The following is a 20,563-nucleotide window of genomic DNA, read 5'->3' as shown; positions in this document are numbered from 1 at the left end:
ATGAAAAAAATAGCTATTGATTTAATGGGCGGTGATTTTGCGCCAGCTGAGATTTTAGCTGGCGCTTTGTCGTTTGCAAAAGATTTCAAAGATGTTGAGCTTTATTTGGTTGGTATAGAGGATAACTTCAAAAATGTATCTCTTCCAGAAAATTGTAAAAAGGTTACAGTTGAGGATTATCTTCCAATGGATATAAAACCTACCGAAGCGCTTAGAAGAAAAAAAAGTACAATGTATCAGAGTTGTAAGCTGGTTAAGGAAAACGTAGTGGACGCAGTGGTAAGTGCTGGAAATACCGGGGCTCTTCTTGCCTGCGCAACTTTTGTTGTTGGAAGGATGAAAAACATAGAAAGACCAACTTTGGCTGTACCAATACCAACCAAAGATGGTTTTTGTGTTCTTGCAGATGCTGGTGCAAATATCGATGTAAAGCCTTCCACACTTTTGCAATTTGGTGTAATGGGAGTAGAATATGCAAAATTTTTGGGAATTAAAAATCCGAAAGTTGGGCTTTTGAACGTTGGAACCGAAGAAAACAAAGGGACACAAAAAGAACAAGAAGCTTTTAAATTGCTTAAGGAACATTTCAAAAAAAATTTTATGGGAAATGTAGAAGGAAATGATATAAATATGGGAAAAGTTGACGTGGTTGTTGCAGACGGTTTTCATGGAAATATAGCCATGAAAACAATGGAAGGTACGGCTAAACTAATTGTTGATGTATTAAAATCAAACATAAAGAAAAACATAATATCTGCTATAGGTGCACTACTTATGAAATCTGTTTTTAATAGACTTAAAGAGAAGTTAGATCCACGAAAGTATGGTGGAACGTTTTTTGTTGGTGTAAATGGAATAGTTGTAAAAGCACATGGGAATTCTGATAGAATTGCAATATATCATGCATTAAAGGTTGCAAAAGATGGAATAGAAGCGTCCCTTACCTCAAATATAGAGGAGGCAATTAGAAATGTGTGGAATAGTAGGTATGGTCGGGACTGAGTTTAAGATAGATGAACTTGTAGAAGATTTGCAAAAACTTGAATATAGAGGATATGATTCTGCTGGAGTAGCATTCTATGACAATGGTAAAATTTCAGTTGAAAAATCCTTGGGAAGAATTAAAAATTTAAAATCTAAAATCCCGGATAAGTCTACAAGTGTAGGTATTGCTCACACAAGGTGGGCAACGCATGGAGCACCTAATGATAAAAATGCACACCCACATACAGATTGCAGTGGTAAAATTGCTATTGTTCATAATGGTATTATAGAAAACTATGCAGAGTTAAAAGAGGAACTAATAAAAAAGGGGCATAAATTTAAATCAGATACAGATACGGAAGTCATAGCCCATCTTATTGAAGAACTTTTTAGAGGTGATATATACAAAGCGGTTTTGGAAACAGTTAAACAACTTAAAGGGGCTTATGCTATAGTAGTTATGCATTCTGACTTTAATGATACGTTAGTTGCGGCACGGAAAGGAAGTCCACTTGTGCTTGGAAAGGGAACGGATAAGGTTATTTTGGCTTCAGATGTTACTCCAATACTTAGATATACAAAAGATGTTGTATTCTTGGAAGATGGTGATGTTGTATTTTTGAGGAACGGGGAATACAAAATAACAGATATAAATGGAAATATTCTTTTGAGAAAGGTACACCACGTGGATTGGGATGAGACGGCTGCAGAAAAAAGTGGATACAAGCATTTTATGTTAAAGGAAATAATGGAAGAACCGGAAGCAATAGAAAGTGCTTTGGTTGGGAGAATTACTATGGAAGGGCCGTTGTTAAACGAGTTAAAAGAATTTAATGTAGAGAACGTAGAGAAGATAAAACTTGTTGCTTGTGGTACAAGTTATCATGCGGGACTTGTTTTTAAATATTTCCTTGAAAAGTATGTTAGCGTAGATGTGGAAGTTGATGTTGCATCAGAATTTAGATATAGGAATATACATATAGATAAAAAAACTTTAGTAATTGCAATTTCACAATCTGGTGAAACGGCTGATACATTGGAATCTGTAAGGCTTGTTAAGAAAGACGGTGCAAAAATAGTTTCTATTGCGAATGTTGTAGGTTCTACAATAACAAGGGAAAGTGATGTTACTATATTTATGAACGCCGGTCCTGAAATAGGAGTTGCTGCTACAAAAACCTTTGTAAACCAACTTGTTGTTCTTTATATTTTGGGAATGTATATATTGAAATCAAAAAATATCTGGAATGAAGAGCTAGAAAAAGACTTTCAATTTTTAAAGAAATCTCCAAATGTGTTTAGAAAGATTTTGACTACCATAAATTTGGATGAGGTTTCTTCGTATTATAAAAACTATCATCATTTTATGTATATAGGTAGAGGAATTAATTATCCAACGGCACTCGAAGGTGCATTAAAATTAAAAGAGATAAGTTATATTAATGCAACTGCCTATCCTGCAGGTGAATTAAAGCACGGACCTATAGCATTACTTGATCCAACGTTTCCCGTATTTGCTATTGTACCTAAAGATAAACTATTTGAAAAGACAAAAAATAATATAGAGGAATCAAGAGCAAGGAAATCAAGAATAATTGCCGTGACTAATGAGAGTAACAAGGAACTTGAAGGTGTAGCAGATGATATAATATATGTTCCAGATAGTCCTGATGATATGTATCCGCTAACAATATCCCCAATAATACAGTTATTTGCCTACCAGATAGCAGATAAAAGAGGATATGATCCAGATAAACCGAGAAATTTGGCAAAAAGTGTTACTGTTGAATAAATCCCCCGATCGGGGGATTTATTTTTGTTTATTTTCATGTTTTTAAAAAAAGTATATAATATGTTAAAATATTTTTGCAATATTAACAAGGGAGGGATGGGTATGAGAAGATGGGTTGCTGTTTTTGTGTTTTTGATAATTGTAGGAGTTATTTTTGGAGGCACTTTATCAGAAATAAAAGAAAGAGGAAAACTTATTATTGGTACTGAGCCAACTTTTCCGCCCTTTGAATATGTGGATAAAGATAACAATATAGTTGGTTTTGACATTGATATTGCCAAAAAAATTGCAGAAGAACTTGGAGTAGAACTTGAGATTGTTAATCTACCGTTTGATTCTCTAATTCCTGCTATTATGTCTGACAAAATTGATTTAATAATAGCTGGTATGACTATAACAAAAGAGAGAGCAAAAGTAATAGATTTTTCTATCCCATATTTTAATGCAAACCAATCAATTGTTGTTAGAAAAGGTGAAAGTTTTTCTCCAAAAAGTCTTAATGAATTAGTTGGAAAACGCGTTGCAGTACAACTTGGTACAACGGGTGATCTTGTCGTATCTGATATTAAGAGAATAAAAATTACGAGATTTCAGAAGTTTACCGATGCATTTCTTGAACTTCAAAACAAACGTGTTGATGCAGTTGTTTTGGATGAGGCTGTGGCAAGGGCATATGTAAAAAAATTTCCAAAATTTGAAGTTTCCACGGTAATAGATACAGGAGAAAAATATGGAATAGGGGTTAAAAAGGAAAATACCGAATTACTTGAATTTGTAAATAAGGTAATTTCGAATTTATTTAAAAGCCCGTATGATGTGTTAGTTGAAAAATGGTTTTAAAGGAGGCCAAACATGGAAGCAATAACTGTTGTAATAGAGAATCTACCTTTTTTGCTACTTGGGGCATGGGATACTTTAAAGCTTACATTTTTTTCGGTGCTTATAGGACTTGTTCTTGGAACGTTTATTGGAATGGGCCGCCTTTCAAAAATAAAAGCGATAAATATACCGTCAACTGTATATGTGGAATTTTTGCGTGGAACACCGTTGTTGGTACAAATATCAATAGTGTATTTTGGACTTCCGCAACTTGGTATACAACTGGAAGCATATCCTGCTGCAATTGTTGCACTTGGTTTGAATAGTGGTGCCTATATTGCAGAAATAGTAAGGGCAGGTATTCAATCTATTCCGAAAGGTCAATACGAGGCAGCAAGATCTCTTGGAATGACACATTTTCAAACGATGAGGTATATTATTTTACCGCAGGCGTTTAAAAATATCTTACCTGCACTTGGTAATGAATTTATAACTCTTACCAAAGATAGTTCACTTGCTTCAATTATTGGTGTAACTGAATTAATGAGAAGAGGGCAATTTGTTATTACTAGGACGTTTCAAACATTTTCCATATACTTTGGTATTGCTCTAATATATTTTGTGATGACATTTACTATATCAAGATTAGTGAGATTTGCGGAAAAAAGGATGGAGATATCATGATATTGGAAGTAAGAGATTTACACAAAAGCTTTGGAGATTTAAAAGTGTTGAAAGGTATAAACTTAACAGTTGAGAAAGGAGAAACTATCGTAATAATAGGTCCAAGTGGTGGTGGGAAAAGTACGTTTTTAAGATGTATTAATCATTTAGAAGATTATCAAAAAGGTGAAATAATATTTTTAGGTAAGAAAGTTGATAAGTCTGAAAATATAAATGAATTAAGGACAAAAATAGGTATGGTATTTCAACATTTTAATTTGTTTCCTCATATGTCGGTGTTAGATAATTTAATTCTTGCACCAACGAAAGTACTAAAAATGGATAAAGAAAAGGCTATTAAAAAAGCTAAAAAACTTCTAGAAAGAGTTGGACTATTGGAAAAAATAAATTATTATCCCGATAATCTTTCAGGAGGTCAAAAACAACGTGTTGCGATAGCTAGAGCACTTATGATGGATCCAGTGCTTATGCTATTTGATGAACCTACATCTGCACTTGATCCAGAGCTTGTTGGTGAAGTACTTGAAGTAATGAAAGATTTAGCAAAATCTGGTATGACAATGATAGTTGTTACCCACGAAATAGGGTTTGCGAGAGAAGTAGCAGATAGAATTATATTTATGGATCAAGGGGTTATAGCAGAAGATGGAACTCCTGAGGAAATATTTAAAAATCCAAAAAAACAAAGAACAAAAGAATTTTTAAGACATATATTGTAAAAAACCCCTTCCAACATTTTTTGGAAGGGGTCATTTATTGATTTTCTCAATCACATACTCTTCTATATTCCTCTCTTTCGAACTTATCTTTATCCCTATCAGATATATCTCTTTCCCTACGTATTTCTCATAATACCTCTTCTCTTTTATCTGTCTTATCCCTTCCCTTGCTCCTTTGTCTATCTTTATCTCAAATATGTATACCTTTCCCCTTTCTTCTATCACTATGTCACTCCTACCTATACTCGTTAATTCCTCTGCTGTCACATTCACTCCCGCTGACGCTATTATCGTGTATATCAATGAATGATAATATCTCTCTTCTCCCCTGTGTAAATTGTATGGTATACTGCTTATTATCCTCTTTATCTCTTCTATTAATCCCTTTATCTCTCCCTTTTCTATCTTCTCATATATCCTATTCTCAATCTCTTCTGTCCCTTCTATCCCATAATTTGCCTCTAATATTAACTTTGAAAAGCTGTTCCTCACTTCTATGTTCGGATAGTCTAATATGTATTTTTCCCTTAATCCTATTTTTTTTACTCCTTTAAACGTCAAATATCCCGCCTGGGCAAAGAATATGTTCGCATTCGCATCTTCTATCTCCCTCGTCGTAAAATCCATTGCACTTACCGGATATTTCACTAGCTCTTCATATGTCACTTTCCTCCCCTTTATGTATTCGTACAAAAACGATGGTGACCCACTCTCAAACCAATAGTTCTTAAATTCTCTCTCTTCAAAAAATCTCAATATCGAAAATGGATTGTATACACTCCTCCTCCCATCAAATGAAAATCCATTGTAGTATTCTTTCAGGTTCTCTATTAACTCTTCTTTCCCCATCCCTATCTCTCTTGCCGTCTCTTCTATGTGTTCTTTGAAATAATACTCTAGCTCCTCTTGTGTGTACCCTAGCATCTGTGAATATTTCTTGTTCAACGATATGTCATTCAAATTGTTTAATGCCGAAAATACCCCTGTCTTTGTAAACTTCGTTATCCCTGTCATAAAAACAAATTTTATGTATTCATCTTTTGTCTTTATCTTTTTATAAAACTCTCTTAAAAAACTTCTTATCTTTTCCGCTTCTTTTTTGTTATTTATATGTTCTAATATCGGTGCTTCATATTCGTCTATTAATATCACTACTCTTTCTCTGTATTTCGCGTTTAATTCAGTTATTAAGTTACCAAACATTGTTGGTAAATCGTCTGTCGTTGCTTGTAAGCCATGTTTGCTATATAATTCGTTAAATTTATTATGTAGTGATTCCAAGAATTTTTCGTATGTACTTAACGTATTATCTGACATATCAAGTTTAATAATGGGATACTCTTTAAAATCCCACTTGTCGTATATGTATGTTCCTCTGAAAAGTTCTTTCTCCCCTTTGAATATGTAATACAACGTCGATATCGTTAAACTCTTCCCAAACCTCCTTGGTCGTGATAAAAAGTAAAACTTCCCACTTGTCATTAAATCATACAAATATTTTGTTTTATCCACATAAACATAATTTTCTTCTACTATTTCTCTATAATCCTGTACCCCTATCGGCAGCTTCTTCATTTCTACACCTCCGTAAAGATTATATCATATATCAAAATAAAAAAGTCCAGGTATCCTCATACCTGGACTTTATTTTCCATTTAATATTTTTATCTCTTCATATTACTTGCAGTTCTTAACATTTCATCTGCTGTTTGTACTGTTCTTGAATTTAACTCATATGCTCTCATTGCACTTATCATATCAACCATTTCTTTCACAATATCCACATTAGATTTTTCTACATATCCCTGAAGAATTGACCCAAAACCGTCTTGTCCTGCGGTTCCTTCTACTGGTGCACCACTTGCGGGTGTTTCAAGATAAAGATTGTCACCAATAGCTTTCAATCCAGATGGATTTATAAACCTTACAAGTGTAATTGTCCCTAAATTTTGTAGAGTTCCATCTTGAAGCTCAGCGGTAACTATACCATCTGGGGAGATGTTAATGGCAACAGCATTTTGCGGTACAACAATATTCGGCGACAGCAGATTACCATTACTTGTTATTATTCTTCCGTTTCCATCAATTTTGAATTGACCATCTCTTGTATATGCAATTCTACCATCTTGAAGTTGTATTTGGAAAAAACCATCTCCTGAAATTGCAATGTCCAATGAATTTCCCGTTCTTTCAAGGTTCCCTTGTGTAAATATTCTCGTAGTTGCCGAAAGTTTTGTTCCATGACCAACATATAATCCAGTTGGATGGATAGAATTTTGCGCGGTTGCAGCGCCAGCGTTTTTTGAATAATCGTACAACAAGTCTTGAAATTCTGTTTTTACCTTTTTGTAGCCAGCAGTATCAACATTTGCAATGTTGTTAGAAAGTGTATCTAATTTAAATTGTTGAGCCCACATTCCTGTTGCTGCGGTATAAAGACCATTAATCATTGTTTAGCACCTCCTACTTTAGACTTCCCGCGGAATTAATAGATTTATTAAGTAATTCATCATGTACAGTTACTGCTTTTGAAAGTGTCTCATAATGTCGTGTTGCTTCAATCATTTTTACCATTTCTCTAACTATGTTCACATTTGATTTTTCTACATAACCTTGTAAAATCCTAAAATTTTCTTTTCTCACTTCTTCACCTTTAAAAAATGTGTATCCAACCTTTCTGGGATTTTTTAGAGCAACAACCAGTAATTTTTCCAGTACATTACCATCTAGTTTTATTTTTTGGTCATTCTTTCCTAATACATAATACCCTTCTGGTGTTATCAAATATCCTTCTTCATTTGCTTTAAAGTTCCCAGCACGTGTATACATCCTTTTTCCCGCATTTTCTACGACAAAAAAACCTTTACCATCGATGGCGAAATCCAAAGAATGGCCCGTATATTCCAACGTTCCTTGAGAATAGTTTGTTTTTACTTGATCTAAAATAAGAGCTTGTTCGAAACTTCCAATTTTTTTTACCTCAACTTCCTCTTTTTGTGGCATAGGGTTGAAGGAATATAGCTGTTTTTCAAAGTAGGCTTTAAAAGCCAAAGAATCAGATTTGTATCCAGCTGTATCTACATTTGATATATTGTTTGAAAGAGTGTCTAACTTAGTAATATCTGCTAACATTCCCATTGAAGCAAGGTATATTCCTCTATACATTTTTTCACCTCATTCGTATGTTACTGCTACCTCATTTAATAGTTCTTCGTCTTCAAGTAAAATTCCTGTACCTCGTGCAACACATGTTAGCGGATCTTCAGCAATTTTGCAAGGTACACCAATTTCATCATAAATGGCTTTATCAATTCCTCTCAGAAGTGCTCCACCACCTGTGATTACTATACCTTTTTCCATAATATCTGCGGAAAGTTCTGGAGGTGTTTTTTCTAAAACAACCTTTATTCTAGCAATTAAGTTTTCGAGTATAGGTTTTAAAATTTTGTATACATCAAAAGAGTTTAATTTATCTGTTCTTGGTAATCCAGTCACTGCATCTCTTCCTTTTACTTCCATTTCAAAATCTTCCACTTCTGGATGTGCCTTTCCTATTCTTTTTTTAATTTCTTCGGCTGTTGATTCTCCGATAATTAATCCAAGGAGTTTTCTAACACTTTTTATTATCATATCGTCCATGGCATCTCCAGCAAGTTTAACAGAATCTCCCACTACAACGCCTCCAAGGCTAATAACGGCAATATCTGTAGTTCCACCACCTATATCAACTATTATGTTTCCTTCGGGTTTTGTAACATCTATACCTGCACCAATTGCCGCTGCAAGTGGTTCTGAAACCACATATACTTTTTTTGCCCCGGCACTTATTGCTGCGTCGAAAACTGCTCTTTTTTCGACAGTTGTAGTCTTTGCTGGTATACCAATAACCATATTGGGTTTTAAGAAAAATCCTATTGTCACTCTCTTTATAAACATCCTTAAAACTTCTGAGATAATTGTATAATCTGCAATTACTCCATCTTTCATAGGTCGTACTGCAATAATACTTTCTTCTGGGGTTTTTCCAATCATTTCTTTTGCTTCATCGCCAATTGCAATAATTTTGCCTGTTTTCTTTGAAATAGCAACGACAGAAGGTTGATAAAGAACTATTCCTTTTCCTTTTTGATAAACCAAAAAATTTGCAGTTCCAAGGTCTATTCCTAAGTCATTTTTGCCCATATTTTTCTCCCCTTTCCTCGTGCTTTTCAAAAATATATAGTCCTATTACAACTAATATTATACCCGAAATTAGTAAAAATGTTGGTAACCTTCTGAAAATGATACTTTCAAAAATGGCAGTGATGATTGGTATGACATAGACGGCATTTGTAGTGGTTCTGTCTCCCAAAGTTTCTATGGATTTATTCCACATGATATAACCTATTGCTGAGCAAAGTATTCCCAGATACAAAAGTCCGAAAATAATGTTTATTGAATAGTTAATCTTAGCATTGAAAAAGAAGAATTCTATTAATGTAAACGGAATTAACGTAATTACTCCCCAAAAAGTGATCTCAAAAACCGCAGTAATTGAAGCATGATCAGATAGTTTCAATATATGATGTGTGTAAAATACCCATGAAAAGGCGGCACCAAAAGCCAGTAAATCCCCAATTGGATTTACATCTAGGTATAATCTTCCGTTTAAAATAACAAGTCCCACACCGAAAATAGCCACAATAGATGCAAAGTATTGGAACAGATGTGTTCTTTTTTTATGTACGAGTTGTGTAAATAGAACATACCAAATTGGCGCTGTTGATACTATCATAGCAGCATTAGTTGGAGTTGTAAATCTTAGGGAAAAGTTTTCTGCTACAAAATACATGGTAATACCCCAAAAACCTGCCATGATTTTGTGTATGTTAAACAGACTTATTTTTCTTTTTTTAGGAACTACAAAAAGTACTGACAAGGCTATTAGAAAGCGGAGAAATGCGGCAACAAGTGGACTCATTTCTTTAACAACAACGCTTGTTGCAATAAAGGAAAGTCCCCAGAAAAATACTACCAAGGTTAAAGGGATGTACTTCATATCAACTCCTCCAACAATTTCAATATTTTTTCGATATTATCTGCAAATCTTAATTCCATAATTTTCCTGTTATCTAAATATTTTCCATCTATCAAAACATTTTGAATTTTATCTGTCCATCCCCCAGTCCCTTTAAATAAAATAGTAGGTTTTGCATATGCATATGCTCCCAAAATCTCAATTGCGGTTCCAATTTCACCACCTATTGAAATTACGGCATTAGCGTTTTTTAGCAAAATAAAAGAGCGCATTTGAAAATCAAGACCTGTTACTATGTCTAAAGAATTATGCGGATTTCCTTTTTCATCAAAGGGTAATATTCCGATACATATACCATTGGCTTTTTTAACACCTTTAGCAACTACTTCCATTACACCGTCTCTACCACCTGTTAATACAATATACTTATCAGCCAAAGCTTCGCCAAGAGAAATACAAATACTCTCAAGATTTTTACTAATCTTTCCAGAATATCCTATAATTGCTACCTTTTTCATATAATCCCCCTTCAAAAAAGCGGGGAATTTTCCCCGCTTATTTTCTTTCACCTTTTAAAACAGCTGCACATCTTGGACATACATCTTTGTAAGTATCATCCTTTCCAACATCTTCACTGTATTTCCAGCATCTTTGACATTTTTCACCCTTTGCCTTTTCCACGGTTACACTTACGAATTCTCCTTTGGTTTGTCCATTTCCTATTTCTACATCTGAAACAATGAATATTTCTGATAGATAATCTTTGTGTTTTTCAATTATCATTTGAACGTTATCGTTTAATCCTTCAATTGTAACTTTTGCATCAAGAGAGTGACCAATAATATCCTGTTTTCTGGCTTCTTCTAGAGCTTTTAATACATCATCACGAATTAGCAGTATCATTTTAAAATCTTCCATTATTTGATTATCTATATATTCTTCTTTTACTTCTGGCCAATATTCCAAATGTACTGTTTCGTACTTTTTAAATGGACTTAACTGATATGCTTCTTCTGCAGTAAATACTAAAATTGGCGCAAGCATTTTTATCAATGATTGGAGGATGTAGTACATAACCGTTTGTGCAGAGCGCCTGTAAATTGAGCCTTTGGCCTCTACGTATATTCTGTCTTTGATAATATCAAGATATGTTGCACTTAGCTCCACAGTACAATATCTATTGAGCAAACTGTACACTTTGGAGTATTCATATTTTTCAAAATGCTCAGTAACTTGTGAAATAACTTCTTGAAGTCTACCTAATGCCCATTTATCAAGAGGTAGTAACTTTTCAAACGGAACAATCATATTTTCTTCAAAATCGTTTAAATTACCTAACAAGTACCTTAATGTGTTCCTTAGTTTTTTGTATGTTTCTACTTGTTGTTGAATTATATTTTTCCCCACCCTTATATTGTCAAAAAAGTCGATACTTGAAACCCAAAGTCTTAAAATATCTGCACCATACTTATCAACTATTTCTTTTGGATCAATGACGTTTCCTAATGATTTGCTCATCTTTCTACCATGTTCATCTTTTATAAACCCATGGGTTACAACAGATTTATATGGTGCTATATTAGTATGGGCAACGGACATAAATATGGAACTTTGGAACCACCCTCTGTGTTGATCATCACCTTCTAAATAAAGGTCTACAGGAAATTTTTCTCCTTTGGATCTGATTACAGCTTCAAAAGAACAACCAGAATCAATCCAAACATCCAATGTATCGTATGTTTTTTCAAAAGAGTTTTTTCCACATTTTGGGCATTTTACACCTTCTGGTATTAATTCATCTTCAGAAAGTTCAAACCAAGCATCTGTTCCTTTTTCTTCTACAATATTTACGAAATTATCTATAACTTTTTCATCCAAAAACACTTCTCCACATTCTTTGCATTTAATTGCAGGAATAGGTGTTCCCCAAACTCTTTGTCTTGAAATGGTCCAATCTGGTCTTTCTTTAACCATAGCGGTAATTCTATTTTCTCCCCATTTTGGATGCCATTCTACCTTTTTAATTTCCTCTAGTACCTTTTCTCTAAGACCATTTCTGTCAACGGATATAAACCATTGGGGAGTTGCTCTAAAAATAACAGGATTTTTACATCTCCAACAGTGTGGATAGCTGTGTTCTATCTTTTGTGACTTTATTAGAACTCCCAATTTTTCTAAATCCTCAATTATCACTTTGTTGGCGTCCCAAATTTTTAATCCGGCGTATTTTCCCGCATCTTTTGTAAATACTCCTTCTTCATTTACTGGTGATAATACTGGTAGATTATATTTTATACCTGTAAGGTAGTCTTCGGCACCATGTCCTGGAGCTGTATGTACACAACCTGTACCATCTTCCAACGTTACATAATCTGCTAGTACTATTAGCGATTCTCTATTCATGAATGGATGTTTTGCCTTTTTATGTTCTAAATCTTTGCCTTTAAACTTTTCGACAACAGAGTATTCTATCTCAGTTTCAGCTGCAAATTTGTTTAAAAGTCCTTCTGCAACTATCCAATATTCGTTACCTACCTTTATTTTTACATAATCATATTCAGGGTGCACAGCTATAGCTACATTTGCAGGTAATGTCCAGGGGGTTGTGGTCCAGATAACTATGTATGTGTTTTTTTCTAGCTCAAATTTTACGTATATAGATGGCGAAGAATGATCGTGATATTCAACTTCTGCCTCTGCTAGCGCCGTTTTACATGTTGGGCACCAATATACAGGTTTATTTCCCCTATACACATTGCCGTTTTTTACTAACGTTTTGAATATATTTAAAATGTGTTTTTCATATTTTGGATCAAGCGTAAGATATGGATTATCCCAATCTCCTCTAACTCCCAATCTTTTAAATTGTTCCCTTTGGACATCAACAAAGTGAAGTGCGAATTCCTTACATTTTTGCCTTATTTCAACGGGAGACATCCCCTTTATTTTTTCTCCCATTTCAACTGAAACTCTGTGTTCAATGGGGAGTCCATGCGTATCCCAACCAGGTACATATGGTGCATAATATCCCCTCATTGTTTTGTATCTTATTACAATATCTTTTAAGATTTTGTTTGTTGCAGTCCCAATGTGGATATTTCCATTAGCATATGGTGGTCCATCGTGCAAAACAAATTTTGGTTTGCCTTCTCTGGATTTCAAAATTAGGTTGTAATCATCCATTTCATGCCATTTTTTAATCATCTCTGGTTCTTTTTTTACAAGATTTGCTCTCATAGAAAATTCAGTTGAAGGCAAGTTCAACGTTTCTTTGTAATCCATCTTTACACCTCCATTTATTTTATTTTGTATTATTAACAAAAAAGGTGGCCCTCCCGCCACCTTTTCTTGGGGGAGGGCATATTTTACATATTAATTATCTTTGCAATGGTATCTTTAAGTTCCGTTAGATCGGAAGATTTTACCACATATGCATCTGCTGCCCAAGATGCTAAATCGCTTTTGTAATGGGAATAAGCAGTAAGTATTATTATTTTTGCATCTTTTTTCATTTCACGAATCTTACCAGCGACTTCAAGACCGTTCATGCCTGGCATTTCAATATCAACAGTAACAAGGTCATAGTCTTTAGACCTAAATTTTTCAAGAGCTTCCTGTCCGTTCCTTGCTTCATCTACTTCATAGCCACTTTCTTCCAACTCTTCAGTTATTAAAAGCCTCATGTTGTCTTCATCTTCAACAACCAATATTCTTTTTTTTGACATACTCTCACCCCTTACAGGATTACTGAATAAATTATACCACAATTTATTTGTTCTTGTAAAAAACATATGCAGAAATTCCTTCGAGTATTATTTTACCAGAAACTTTTTCAATAATGTCAGTTCCTGCAATTTTCCCATTTACTATCATATTCCATTCGCCTTCAGGAAGTTCATATTCTACAGAATCAACATTTCCATTATATATTACCAAAATATCTTTCCATTCGTCATTTCTTGCGTGATTGGATATGACAAAAGAAACTATTCTTCTTTTTCTGCTGGGTAAAAATTTGATGTGTTCTTTTATTTCTTGTGCATTTGTCATTCTAAATGCCGGGTGCCCCTTTCTTAGTTTAATAAGTCCTTTGTAATATTCAAATACATCTAAATATTCGTATTTTCTTTGATAGTCTAATCCGTTAATGGAAATAGGTGCATTGTAAGAATTTTCGTTGAAATTCTTTGTACGTGCGAAATCTTGACCAGCATGAATAAAAGGAATTCCCTGTGATGTTAAAAGTATAGCACCAGCAAGTTTTTGTGCGTTTCTTAACATTTCATCTGTCCATTTATATTTTTTATCGTATTTTGCCGCAAGGTAATTTTTATCCCACAATGTATGATTATCATGACATGCAACGTAATTAATAGTTTCTTCAGGATCTGCCGCAAAGCTTTTTATTCGTGAATTATATTGAATACTTCCAACAACTCCTCTTTTAACGCGTGTTTCTTTTCCAATAGCCCCCATTAAAAATCCTTTTACCTTTTCATCAAATACAGAACCTCTTAATGCATCTCTAAATTCATCATTGAATGCTGCAATGTGTGTATGTGCAACGTCAGATTTACCAAACCTAATTGGTGCTCCCCAACCTCCCCAAGGTTCACCATATAATATAATCGTCTTATCAATTTTGTGTGCTTTTCTTTCAATTTCTAGCATAGTTTTTTTATCTATTAGGCCCATTTGATCAAATCTAAATCCATCCACGTGATATTCATTAATCCAATACAAAATTGTATCTACTATGTATTTTCTCATCATCGGTCTTTCCGTTGCTATCACATTTCCACAACCACTTTCATTTAAATATGCTCCTGTTTTATCAAGTCTGTAAAAGTAATATGGTACTGTTTGATCAAAGGCGGAAAGTTCACCTATTCCAAATGTATGTGGGAAGACCATATCAAGTATTACTCTAATTCCATTTTCGTGAAGCTTTTGAATCATTTTTTTGACTTCTATTATTCTAGCGTATGGATTTTTTGGATCTGTTGAGTATCTTCCTTCAGGTACAGTGAAGAGATATGGGTCGTATCCCCAATTATAACTTTTTTCGAAATTTTTATTTTCCTCATCGCCCGTGTAAAAATCAAATATGGGTAAGATATGAACATGAGTAATCCCAAGCTCTACAAGATGAGACAATCCTGTAGTTACACCGCCTGGCCCTTTTGTTCCTTCTTCTGTCAATCCCAGATACGTTGCTTTGTTTTTTACACCTGAATTTTCTAGGCCAGTTATATCAGCAATGTGAATTTCGTAAATTATTGCATCTTCGGGTGTTTTCATGTATGGTCTTTTATCATTGAACCAACCATCAGGATTTGTCTTTGAAAGATCAACAACTGCACTTTTTAATCCATTTTTATATACAGCTTTGGAATAATAATCTACTGTTTCCCTTATTTTGCCGTAATTTTCAAATCTGTATTTGTAAAAGATACCATCTAAGTCACCATCAACCCTGGCCTCCCATACACCATTTCCCATGTATTTCATATTAACTATTTTGTATGGTTTTTTGTCTTCTCCGTTTCTATACAATAAAACTTGTGCAGATTTTGAAACAGGAGACCAGGTCCTAAATATGGTCCTGTTTTTGGAGTATATGTAACCGAGCTCACCTTCAAAATAAAATTTGTCTAAAACATCTAACATATAAACAGTAGACGGAGAGAAGCCCTCGATATATATTTTAACATCTTTTTTTAAATCATCTTCAGTTAATTTATCTGCTAAAGTTATTCTTATGTAATTTGTCTTAGAAAGATCCGTTGGATCTGCTTTTTCCACATTTAATACTTTCTTTTCTTTGCCATCTACTTTAACTTTTATATTTACATTCTTTGTGTCAACTGTATTTGTTAAATATGCTTCAATTACATTATCTGCTTTTGCAGCTGCGAAAAATACCCTTGGCCTTGTATCAGGTTTTTTTGTGTAAATTTCCTCGACTCCTTGCAAAATCCACACCTCCGCTTTTCCATCTTTTATGTCTATAAACCTATCTTTTGCTACATCTTTTGCTTGCCAATCGTTGAGCCTTACGATTATTCCCACCTGTTCAAGATCCAGGTCAAGTGTTATCTTAGCTACTACACCAAAATTATCTTGATCTGTAAATTGATAGGATTTTCCTTCCATTGCTATGGGTTTCATAGGCCAAATCCACAAGTTCCATCCATTGTAGTTACCATCGAAACGATGGTAATGTACAATTATGGTTGTAGATGAAATTGCAATAAAAGATAACAAAACAAAGAAAAACACTAACAATCTTTTCATATTTTTCCCCTCCCTAATTAATAATTATTAAAGCAAAACCTCCTGGGGCAAGTTTTAAGTTGAGTATTTTTTGAGGCTCATAAGTTTTTTCTTCACCATCCCAAATCTTTACACTTTTTACATTTAAGGTTTTTTCGGCAGTATTTTCTAAGTATATATCAAAAGCTCTTTCCCACGATAGGTCTAAGTTTCCAACTACGATTAGTCCCTTATCTTCGACCCAGTAAGAATAATTTGCCAAAAATCCATCTTGATAGTTAAAATAAACATATTTGAATTCACCATTCAAAACAAAATCATTGTATTTTTTCCTTAAAAATAGTAAGGTCTTTAAAAATTCAAAAAGCTTTTCATCATAATCATTCCAATGGAGCACATAATGATCGAAAAATGCAAGCTTTCCATAAAATTCATCATCAGGTGGGAGAACAGTTTTTCCCCAGACTGTATTATCAAGCCCTAAATTCATTGGTTGTATTTCACCTATTTCTTGTCCAGAGTTTATATAAGGAATACCATTTGGTGAAAAATAAAGCAAAAATGTTGCAAGATATTTTAGTTTTTCACCAAATTCTCTTGTGCTTATTCTTGGTGTATCTGGTGTTTCAACAGAGGCAATAAATGGAATTGCTAAATTTTTAGCTTTTTCTTCTAGTAATTTGTACATTTCCTCTTTTCTTGGCGCTGCATACCAGGAATTGCCTAGTATAACATTGTAACCATCATCTTTTGCCTTTATGTCATTATCCATTTCTAGCTCTTCTGCTATGAAAACAAAGAATGGATCTATTTCCCTTGCTTTTTTTATTATCATCTCTTGTAGCTTTGAAGGGAGTGCGTGTCCCATATCTATTCTTGCACCGTCTATTCCAAACTTTTTCTGGTAATTTGGAATAATGTTGGAAATATATTCCCAAAGATCTTTATTAGGTATACTCCCGGGAAACTTGCTTGATTTTATAACATCAAACAATATATATGGTTTTTGATCTTCTGGAATATATTCTTGTGCATCAATTGGGTTGTCAAGGTAAAGTCTTAGAAAGGTTACATCGTCCCACGTTGGTTGTGGATCGTTTATCCAGTCAGAAAAACCTGGAGGGGTTACCAATTCAAATTCTCTGATTATATTAACGAGTATGTTTCCAGGCATATTTTTTACTTTAGCCCATTTTTTTGGATCTATCTTATCTGGTGAATCAACAAACCGATTTAGGTGTTTTCTAACCTCTGTATTTCTATACAAAACGGGGATATCTTCTTTATCGGGTATTTTGAAAGAAAGTTCATCGACACGCGGTGGTTTGTAATCTGCTAAATCATCAATTTTAATCCAGTAAAACCAATCTGGGTGTTCTTTAATAAGATCAGAATCTCTTGAAGCGGTACGTGGTATAAAATCAAGAACAACCCTCATGCCAAGGATATGTGCGGCTTCTACCAATGCTTTAAACTCATCTTTCACAGAGAAATCTGCAAGGAGTGGATCGTGGTATGACTCGTCTAACTCTAGTGGATTTTTTACTGCGTATGGTGAGCCAATACTTCCTTTTTTAAACAAATCGCTTGTTTTACTTATTGGAAGCATATAGATTGTATTTACATTAAAATTTTTTAAATACGGAAGTAGCGCTATCATCTTTAAAAATGTTCCAGATTCTTTAAAACCCAGAATATCGATTTCTTCAAAATTTCCAAAACCTTTGTGGTTGAAAGAAGTAGTCATCCTTGGGAGTGTTCCATACATTATTGCATTTTTTTCCCAATTTTTTTCTTTTGAGTGGTAAGAAATTGGTTTTGAGTAATCTATTTTTTCCCTTTGTGAATTTATATGCGAGATAACTTTAAAGAAAAATTCGTAAGGATCTACGAAAAGATTTTCTCCTTTTTCTTCAAAGATGTCACCGTATAAATACTCATAACCTTTAATCCAAAGTTTTGGTATAGCATAATTTTTGTGACCGGTTATCTTGGCTTTTAGATATTTTTCCAACTCTTTTAACATTTAAACACCTCCATAGAAACGGTTCCAAACAACTCTAAAAAATTATACCACAATTTTACTCAAGTATTCCATATTTTATAATTTCCATAACATTTTTGAAATCTAAAAATATTTTTTTAGGTTCAATAGTAGTTTTATAGTACCTTTTAGAGAAGGTTTCGAAAAAATCCAAAACCATAGAAAATGCAAATTTTTTATCTAATTCCTTTCTCAGATTTAACTTTTCGAACTTTTCCCATAAAAAAGGGATATATTTTTCATAGTTTTTGCTTAAAATATCTTGGATTTTTTCTTCAATATTCTTTGGTATGTTTTTAATTGTTTCAAAAAAATCTAGTACGTATTTCATTTCATTTGTCATTTCAACCTTTCTCTGAGACCATTTTAATAAGAAAGTAAAAAAGTCTAAGTTATCATTTTCATTATAAAATTTAAGAAATTCCAATTCAAATAATTGGATAAAGCTTTTGAAACATTCAATATATAGCCCTTCTTTGCTTTTAAAATGATAAAAGAGTGCTCCTTTTGAGACATTAGCTTTTTTTGAGATAACATTAGTTGATGCACCAAAATAACCTTTTTTTGCAAATTCTTCAATTGCAATATTTAATATTTTTTCCCTCATAAAATCCTTCCTTACGTTATAATATCTTTCTTGTTAAATATGAATATACCTATTATCAATGAAGAAAAAGATAAAAGTATTAAAAGTATAGAATTAAAAACATACACTTGGTTAAACTTTAGAGTATCACCTACTGAAATATATTTAAAAATACTTAGATATCTTAACCATTTAAAATTTTCAACAGCGGTACCGAAAAGATCCATTATGTACATAATTACAAATAAGCCAATAGAAAGAGAAATAGAAGGAAAAGATTTTTGAAAAATAATTGAGAAAAAAATTGCTAAAAAACCAAAGAATATTTCTACTACGTAAATATAAAGAGAAAATCCCCAGAGAATCTTTACATTGTATTCGAAACTAACGTAAATGTTGAATAATGCTACAATACTAATACCAAAAAATAAAGCAAAAGATGTATAAAACAAAAATGCTACCAAAGATTTTGTTATGAATATTCTTTTGCGTGAATAGGTTTTTACTAACAAATATTCCATTGTTTTGTTTTCAAACTCTTGTGAGAATATGCTTGAGGCAATTAAAATGGAAAATATTGCTGCAAAAATTTGAGCCATCAACATCATCTTTACTCCAAAAAAACCTTCCGGTGTAATAAAGCTTTCTGATATGTTAAAGGCTTTAATCATGAATTTTGGAAGGGAATCAATGAATTTGAGGAATTCTTTTGAATCATGCATTACTGTATCAATAAATGGTGCTATCATATATGAAAATAAAAATAGTACAGCAAACCATATAAAGAAAGTCTTAAGGTTATACTTCAAATCTTTTGAGAATAACATATTATCTTCACCCCTTAAATTAAAATGTCTTGATTTTCAAATCTTTTCTTTGAAAAATAAAGTAATGTAAGTGAAACAAATAGTATGACAAACATTGAAAGATAATTGATTTTACCTGTATTTACTAAATCCACGGAAGACAAATAGTGAAAAACGCTTATCTTTCTGAGAAATTCAAATGTGTCAACCCCTTGGGTTACACTATTGAAAAAATAAAACAAAAATAAAAGGGCTATAGAGAGTGAATTTACAAATTTTCTTTTTTGGAAAAGGATAGAAAAAAATATTGAAATAGAAGAAAATAGAATCGATATTACAAAAACGTATGCGGCAAAACCAAATAAAACTTTTGTTCTAAAATCATCTAAATACATATTAAAAAACATTAACTCGGATAAAAGGAAAAAAGAAAAGAATGTTATTAGATAAAGCCAAATTGCAAATAATTTTTCGCAAAAGATTCTTTTTCTATTTATGGGTTTTATAAATAAATATTCAACAGTTTTATTATCAAATTCTCCTGCAAAGATTTTACTTGATAATACAATAGCATAAATTGCAAAAATCAAAAACATAAACAACATACCTTCCGTTCCAAAAATTCCTTCTGTTTTCGAGAAGGCCTCTAAGTCAATGTTAAATGTTTTTAGTAAATTTTCTGGAAACTTTTCGATAAATTTTATTGCAGGACTATTTTGATCTGTAAAAAATTTAGTAACAGATGCATACATAAAGACAAATAATACTACTACAATAACCCATATTATGAAGTTTTTCAAATTAAATTTTAACTCTTTTTTTATAATAATCACTTT

At 33.0% G+C, this 20,563-nt stretch carries 18 protein-coding genes; 5 read left to right on the top strand and 13 right to left on the bottom strand.

Annotated elements, in window-relative coordinates:
* From plsX to TMEL_RS02450, 5 genes are all read left to right on the top strand, one after another.
* A complete protein-coding gene (gene plsX, locus TMEL_RS02470; RefSeq protein WP_012056700.1) occupies positions 1-1,002 on the top strand; it encodes a phosphate acyltransferase PlsX in 1,002 nt (333 codons plus the stop codon).
* Positions 971-2,776, top strand: a complete 1,806-nt coding sequence (gene glmS / locus TMEL_RS02465; RefSeq protein ID WP_012056699.1) for a glutamine--fructose-6-phosphate transaminase (isomerizing) — start codon at positions 971-973, stop codon at positions 2,774-2,776. The genes plsX and glmS overlap by 32 nt, the downstream gene beginning before the upstream one ends.
* Before the next feature lie 102 nt (positions 2,777-2,878).
* Positions 2,879-3,616: a basic amino acid ABC transporter substrate-binding protein gene (locus tag TMEL_RS02460; RefSeq protein ID WP_041425933.1), complete on the top strand. Its 738-nt coding sequence runs from the start codon at positions 2,879-2,881 to the stop codon at positions 3,614-3,616.
* A gap of 12 nt (positions 3,617-3,628) precedes the next feature.
* Positions 3,629-4,279 carry an amino acid ABC transporter permease gene (locus tag TMEL_RS02455; RefSeq protein WP_012056697.1) on the top strand — a complete coding sequence of 217 codons (651 nt, stop codon included), beginning with the start codon at positions 3,629-3,631 and terminating at the stop codon, positions 4,277-4,279.
* Positions 4,276-4,998, top strand: a complete 723-nt coding sequence (locus TMEL_RS02450; RefSeq protein ID WP_012056696.1) for an amino acid ABC transporter ATP-binding protein — start codon at positions 4,276-4,278, stop codon at positions 4,996-4,998. The genes TMEL_RS02455 and TMEL_RS02450 overlap by 4 nt, the downstream gene beginning before the upstream one ends.
* 30 nt (positions 4,999-5,028) lie before the next feature.
* On the opposite strand, the gene TMEL_RS02445 is transcribed toward TMEL_RS02450, so the two are convergent.
* The 13 genes from TMEL_RS02445 to TMEL_RS02385 all read right to left on the bottom strand — a co-directional run bounded on the left by TMEL_RS02445 (position 5,029) and on the right by TMEL_RS02385 (position 20,560).
* Positions 5,029-6,573, bottom strand: a complete 1,545-nt coding sequence (locus TMEL_RS02445) for an ATP-binding protein (RefSeq protein ID WP_012056695.1) — start codon at positions 6,571-6,573, stop codon at positions 5,029-5,031.
* An 89-nt stretch (positions 6,574-6,662) separates the two neighbouring features.
* On the bottom strand, positions 6,663-7,448 hold the full coding sequence (gene flgG / locus TMEL_RS02440) for a flagellar basal-body rod protein FlgG (RefSeq protein ID WP_012056694.1): 786 nt from the start codon (positions 7,446-7,448) through the stop codon (positions 6,663-6,665).
* 13 nt (positions 7,449-7,461) lie between these two features.
* Positions 7,462-8,163, bottom strand: a complete 702-nt coding sequence (locus TMEL_RS02435; protein WP_012056693.1) for a flagellar hook-basal body protein — start codon at positions 8,161-8,163, stop codon at positions 7,462-7,464.
* A 9-nt stretch (positions 8,164-8,172) separates the two neighbouring features.
* A complete protein-coding gene (gene mreB / locus TMEL_RS02430) occupies positions 8,173-9,180 on the bottom strand; it encodes a rod shape-determining protein (protein ID WP_012056692.1) in 1,008 nt (335 codons plus the stop codon).
* The gene (locus tag TMEL_RS02425; protein WP_012056691.1) at positions 9,167-10,036 is read right to left on the bottom strand and encodes a DMT family transporter; all 870 of its coding nucleotides are present in this window, start codon (positions 10,034-10,036) and stop codon (positions 9,167-9,169) included. Before TMEL_RS02425 ends, mreB begins: the two co-directional genes overlap by 14 nt.
* Positions 10,033-10,533: a TIGR00725 family protein gene (locus tag TMEL_RS02420; RefSeq protein ID WP_012056690.1), complete on the bottom strand. Its 501-nt coding sequence runs from the start codon at positions 10,531-10,533 to the stop codon at positions 10,033-10,035. Before TMEL_RS02420 ends, TMEL_RS02425 begins: the two co-directional genes overlap by 4 nt.
* A 37-nt stretch (positions 10,534-10,570) precedes the next feature.
* Entirely contained in the window at positions 10,571-13,297 is a 2,727-nt protein-coding gene (gene ileS, locus TMEL_RS02415; RefSeq protein ID WP_012056689.1) for an isoleucine--tRNA ligase, read from the bottom strand.
* 83 nt (positions 13,298-13,380) lie between these two features.
* Positions 13,381-13,740 (bottom strand): response regulator, encoded by a 360-nt coding sequence (locus TMEL_RS02410; RefSeq protein WP_012056688.1) that lies wholly within the window; start codon positions 13,738-13,740, stop codon positions 13,381-13,383.
* A gap of 43 nt (positions 13,741-13,783) precedes the next feature.
* Positions 13,784-16,312, bottom strand: a complete 2,529-nt coding sequence (gene pulA, locus TMEL_RS02405; RefSeq protein WP_012056687.1) for a type I pullulanase — start codon at positions 16,310-16,312, stop codon at positions 13,784-13,786.
* Positions 16,313-16,325: 13 nt separating this feature from the next.
* The gene (locus TMEL_RS02400) at positions 16,326-18,317 is read right to left on the bottom strand and encodes an alpha-amylase family glycosyl hydrolase (RefSeq protein ID WP_012056686.1); all 1,992 of its coding nucleotides are present in this window, start codon (positions 18,315-18,317) and stop codon (positions 16,326-16,328) included.
* Between the two features lie 55 nt (positions 18,318-18,372).
* Positions 18,373-18,942: a TetR/AcrR family transcriptional regulator gene (locus tag TMEL_RS02395; protein ID WP_012056685.1), complete on the bottom strand. Its 570-nt coding sequence runs from the start codon at positions 18,940-18,942 to the stop codon at positions 18,373-18,375.
* A gap of 11 nt (positions 18,943-18,953) precedes the next feature.
* Positions 18,954-19,748, bottom strand: a complete 795-nt coding sequence (locus TMEL_RS02390) for an ABC transporter permease (protein WP_012056684.1) — start codon at positions 19,746-19,748, stop codon at positions 18,954-18,956.
* Positions 19,749-19,762: 14 nt separating this feature from the next.
* The gene (locus TMEL_RS02385) at positions 19,763-20,560 is read right to left on the bottom strand and encodes an ABC transporter permease subunit (RefSeq protein WP_012056683.1); all 798 of its coding nucleotides are present in this window, start codon (positions 20,558-20,560) and stop codon (positions 19,763-19,765) included.
* Positions 20,561-20,563 lie beyond the last annotated feature (3 nt).

The organism is Thermosipho melanesiensis BI429, from assembly GCF_000016905.1.
Classification (GTDB): Bacteria; Thermotogota; Thermotogae; order Thermotogales; family Fervidobacteriaceae; genus Thermosipho; species Thermosipho melanesiensis.
Note: the sequence above shows the minus strand (reverse complement) of the source record. Positions and strands in the feature narration are given on the sequence as shown.

Bases quoted from the DNA above. Each gene is read 5' to 3' on its own strand.
- TMEL_RS02390 (WP_012056684.1), bottom strand. From the start codon at position 19,748: ATGTTATTCTCAAAAGATTTGAAGTATAACCTTAAGACTTTCTTTATA.
- mreB (WP_012056692.1), bottom strand. From the start codon at position 9,180: ATGGGCAAAAATGACTTAGGAATAGACCTTGGAACTGCAAATTTTTTG.
- TMEL_RS02435 (WP_012056693.1), bottom strand. From the start codon at position 8,163: ATGTATAGAGGAATATACCTTGCTTCAATGGGAATGTTAGCAGATATT.
- TMEL_RS02425 (WP_012056691.1), bottom strand. From the start codon at position 10,036: ATGAAGTACATCCCTTTAACCTTGGTAGTATTTTTCTGGGGACTTTCC.
- TMEL_RS02455 (WP_012056697.1), top strand. From the start codon at position 3,629: ATGGAAGCAATAACTGTTGTAATAGAGAATCTACCTTTTTTGCTACTT.
- TMEL_RS02400 (WP_012056686.1), bottom strand. From the start codon at position 18,317: ATGTTAAAAGAGTTGGAAAAATATCTAAAAGCCAAGATAACCGGTCAC.
- TMEL_RS02460 (WP_041425933.1), top strand. From the start codon at position 2,879: ATGAGAAGATGGGTTGCTGTTTTTGTGTTTTTGATAATTGTAGGAGTT.
- ileS (WP_012056689.1), bottom strand. From the start codon at position 13,297: ATGGATTACAAAGAAACGTTGAACTTGCCTTCAACTGAATTTTCTATG.
- TMEL_RS02445 (WP_012056695.1), bottom strand. From the start codon at position 6,573: ATGAAGAAGCTGCCGATAGGGGTACAGGATTATAGAGAAATAGTAGAA.
- TMEL_RS02420 (WP_012056690.1), bottom strand. From the start codon at position 10,533: ATGAAAAAGGTAGCAATTATAGGATATTCTGGAAAGATTAGTAAAAAT.
- TMEL_RS02450 (WP_012056696.1), top strand. From the start codon at position 4,276: ATGATATTGGAAGTAAGAGATTTACACAAAAGCTTTGGAGATTTAAAA.
- TMEL_RS02410 (WP_012056688.1), bottom strand. From the start codon at position 13,740: ATGTCAAAAAAAAGAATATTGGTTGTTGAAGATGAAGACAACATGAGG.
- glmS (WP_012056699.1), top strand. From the start codon at position 971: ATGTGTGGAATAGTAGGTATGGTCGGGACTGAGTTTAAGATAGATGAA.
- TMEL_RS02395 (WP_012056685.1), bottom strand. From the start codon at position 18,942: ATGAGGGAAAAAATATTAAATATTGCAATTGAAGAATTTGCAAAAAAA.
- plsX (WP_012056700.1), top strand. From the start codon at position 1: ATGAAAAAAATAGCTATTGATTTAATGGGCGGTGATTTTGCGCCAGCT.
- pulA (WP_012056687.1), bottom strand. From the start codon at position 16,312: ATGAAAAGATTGTTAGTGTTTTTCTTTGTTTTGTTATCTTTTATTGCA.
- flgG (WP_012056694.1), bottom strand. From the start codon at position 7,448: ATGATTAATGGTCTTTATACCGCAGCAACAGGAATGTGGGCTCAACAA.